The 3,189-nt window shown below is 64.3% G+C and carries 3 protein-coding genes and 1 pseudogene; 1 reads left to right on the forward strand and 3 read right to left on the reverse strand.

The genetic code is table 11. From position 1 onward, the window contains the following. Positions 1–144 precede the first annotated feature (144 nt). A complete protein-coding gene (locus KZA10_RS10520; RefSeq protein WP_374196577.1) occupies positions 145–372 on the forward strand; it encodes an SIP domain-containing protein in 228 nt (75 codons plus the stop codon). A 110-nt stretch (positions 373–482) separates the two neighbouring features. Here KZA10_RS10520 and KZA10_RS10525 read toward each other — a convergent pair. The 3 genes and pseudogenes from KZA10_RS10525 to KZA10_RS10535 all read right to left on the reverse strand — a co-directional run. Further along, a pseudogene (locus KZA10_RS10525) lies at positions 483–1,214 on the reverse strand (alpha/beta fold hydrolase); the annotation flags it as partial. A gap of 46 nt (positions 1,215–1,260) precedes the next feature. Further along, positions 1,261–2,034, reverse strand: a complete 774-nt coding sequence (locus tag KZA10_RS10530) for a hypothetical protein (protein WP_218682844.1) — start codon at positions 2,032–2,034, stop codon at positions 1,261–1,263. A gap of 173 nt (positions 2,035–2,207) precedes the next feature. Continuing rightward, the coding region (locus KZA10_RS10535) for an ISL3 family transposase (RefSeq protein WP_218682845.1) at positions 2,208–3,189 on the reverse strand (982 nt) is incomplete at its 5' end.

Here is a 3,189-nt window from a genome sequence, read left to right on the forward strand (position 1 = left end):
CGACCTTCATCACACCATCGCTCTCTTCATCCGCGGATTGTATGGATCCATACTATCTGAACTCGGACGATAAGGGCTTTTCGGGTACGCTCCGTCAGGTGGTCATTCTCTTCGTGGGTTCTCTGGGCCACGGACGAGATCCGGGTGAAGGACATCGACGGCGAGGACCTGCTGTGGGAGACGCCGGACTACTCCGGGCTCGGCGAGGAGATCGCCGCGGCTGATGCTCCGGTCGAGCGCTACTTCTGGATCGCGGGGGAGAGCGGCGTGGTCACCACGCTCCGTCGCCACCTGGTCAAGGACCTGGGCATCGATCGTGGTCAGGTGGCCTTCATGGGCTACTGGCGTCGCGGTGTCGCCATGCGCGGCTGAGGCACTGCCGGCGTCGGCCTGATCGCACATCGCCCCCGTCGCACTCTCCGTCGCTGTCGAGGATCTCGAGCGACCGGAAGGGCGACGGCGGCGGATGCGGCGCGGAGGACCTACTTCGCGAGGAAGGTCTTCAGTGCGGAGTTGACCTCGTCGGCGTGGGTCCACAGCAGACCGTGCGGAGCTCCCTCGACCTCGACGTAGTCGGCCTCCGGCACCGCCTGGTGGAACCGGCGGGCGGTCGCGTCGATCGGGAGGATGTTGTCCTTCGTGCCGTGCAGGATCAGCGTGGGCTTGCCGGCGGCGCGCACGGCCTCCACGTCGGAGCGGAAGTCCTCGATCCATGCCGGCACGACCGCGTAGGCGGCCACGGGGGCACTGCCGATGGCCACATTCCAGCTGCCGGTGACGGCCTGCTCGCTGATGCGCGATCCGAGGTTCTCGTCGAGGTTGTAGAAGTTCTTGTAGAAGTCGGTGAACCACGCGAAGCGGTCGCCCTTGCCGGCAGCCGCGATGCCGTCGAAGACCTCCTGCGGAACACCCTCGGGGTTGTCGTCGCGCTGCACGAGGAACGGTTCGAGCGAGGCGAGGAAGGCGAGCTTCGCCACGCGCTCGTGGCCGTAGCGGGCGACGTAGCGGGCGAGCTCTCCCGTTCCCATCGAGAAGCCGACGAGAACGACGTCGCGCAGGTCGAGTGTCTCCAGCACCGTGTGGAGGTCGGCGGCGAAGGTGTCGTAGTCGTAGCCGGTGTTGACCTTCGACGATCCGCCGAACCCACGGCGGTCGTAGGTGATGACGCGATAGCCCTGTGCCAGCAGCTCGCGGGTCTGGCGCTCCCAGCTGTGGTTCTGTGGGACGGATGAAGCCTTCGTTCGGGGCGCGCGCGGCTGTTCAGCGCGAACGATAGGCCGCGAGATCTATCCACACCGGTTCCCAGACCAGACCCTTCTGGAACAGAACATCATGCGCGGCGCGCTGCGCATCCGGGTCCGGAACCGACCACACCACCCGGTCCTTCGGATAGGCCGAAAATCCATCCGCAGGCAGCCCTGCCTGTTTCAGCACCTCTGCCACGGTATCCGCCAGCGACGAGGGCATGAAGTTGTACCGCAGAACATTGCGCAGCATTTTTCCCTGCACCACAGGGTGAAAGCTGGTGGGATCCTTCAAATAACGCTGACGCGTGTCGCTGAAGCTGCGCCAGACATCGTTGGGTTCACGGGGGCTGGGAGCCCCCTGCATTCCGTAGAGAATATCATAGCTGGGAGTTCCCTGAAGGTAGCCATTTCCGGACCTCAGCCCCGCATCAGAAGCCAGGTGCCACCACTCCGTAACGAGCACCTTTTCGTCTTGGGTTGGCGCTCCTACAACCAGCGAGAATACATCATCCCCGCTAGATACGCTTGGCCAGCGCGTCATTTGGAGGTAGCAACTGTCGCCGCTGCTTTCATCCTTCCCCTTCTCAAACAACATAATGTTGACCGGGGGATCCTCAGCAGTCAGCGCTTGCGCAATTCTTTCCTGTTTTGGGGCCCAGGTGCGCGTCTTCAAATGCGCATCAGTGATCAACATCTTATTCAGCCGACCGTCGAAGGTCGCAGCAAAGGCCATGATGAGATCGGCTGAAGCCGGGTGATCCAAATAAAAGCAGGTCTCGAATTTCATACATTCATCTCATGTCACTGCGTGGTGATGATCGTCACGGTAGTGCCTGGGTTGTCGGGACTGCTGCACGAATAGGTGACAGGTTGTAGTCACGCCGCCAGTGCGACGGTCGTGTTCATGATGGTCTCGAACTCGATGGGCGTCAAACGGGCTCTTCGGACATCCGGTGGGGGTCATTGGGTGAGTCCGCCGGCGGCGAGGAGCATCCGGAGCCGGTAGTTGTCTCGGTTGCGGTAGCCGCGAGCGAGGCGTCGGTGGAGCTCGATGATCCCGTTCACCGCTTCGGTGCCCCCGTTCGATGATCGCCCGGTCGTGAAGTACGCCAGGAATGCTGAGCGCCAGCGGAGCAACGTCCGGCCGAGGCGGGCTATCTCGGGGATCGGGCAGGTGTGAAACGTGTCGACGACCTTCTCGGCGATCCGCTGCCCTTCGGCGAGGTCCTTCGTGTGGTAGGCGGAGCGCAGCTGCTGTGCGCACTGCCACGCGACGAACACCTCGTCGTGCGCGGGGTCGGCCTCGATCGCGGTGGTCAGCCTGACTCGCTGCTTGTCAGTGAGGTTCTCCGCTCCGGCGCGGAGGATGGTCTGGATCCCGTAGAGCGGATCGCCCTTCCGGCCCCGATGCCCGAGGGTGTCCTGTTGCACCCGACGGCGGACCTCGTCGACCGCGGCGGTGCCGAGCTTGACGACGTGGAACGCGTCGAGCACCGCTGTGGCGTCCTCGAGCTTGTCGTTGATCGCGGTCTTGTAGCCGGCGAACGGATCGAGAGCTGCCACCCGCACGTTCTTGCGGAAGGTGTCGCCGCGGTCTGCGAGCCAGGACGCATACGCCTTCCCGGACCTGCCCGGCACCAGATCCAGCAGCCTGGACCGCGTCTTTCCCGCACTATCGCGGCTCAGGTCGACCATCCCGGTCAGCTCCTTCGGGCCCCGTTTGCGCGGGTCGACGTGATGCCAGACATGCTCATCGACGCCAAGCGTCGTGACACCCTCGAACCGGGCTTCGTCGGCGGCGAGCCGCACCAGCTCGGGTTCGACCGCGCGCCACACCGTCTTCCACGACGTCCCCAGCTGCCGAGCCAAGCCATGAACCGTGGCGTGTTCACGACGCAGCTGCCCGATCGCCCAGCCGACGGCGCGCTTCGTGATCGACCCG

This window comes from Microbacterium sp. BF1, from assembly GCF_019279095.1.
Taxonomy (GTDB): Bacteria; Actinomycetota; Actinomycetes; order Actinomycetales; family Microbacteriaceae; genus Microbacterium; species Microbacterium maritypicum.

Excerpts from the sequence above, each read along its gene's own strand:
- KZA10_RS10530 (WP_218682844.1), bottom strand. The coding sequence starts at position 2,034 with ATGAAATTCGAGACCTGCTTTTATTTGGATCACCCGGCTTCAGCCGAT.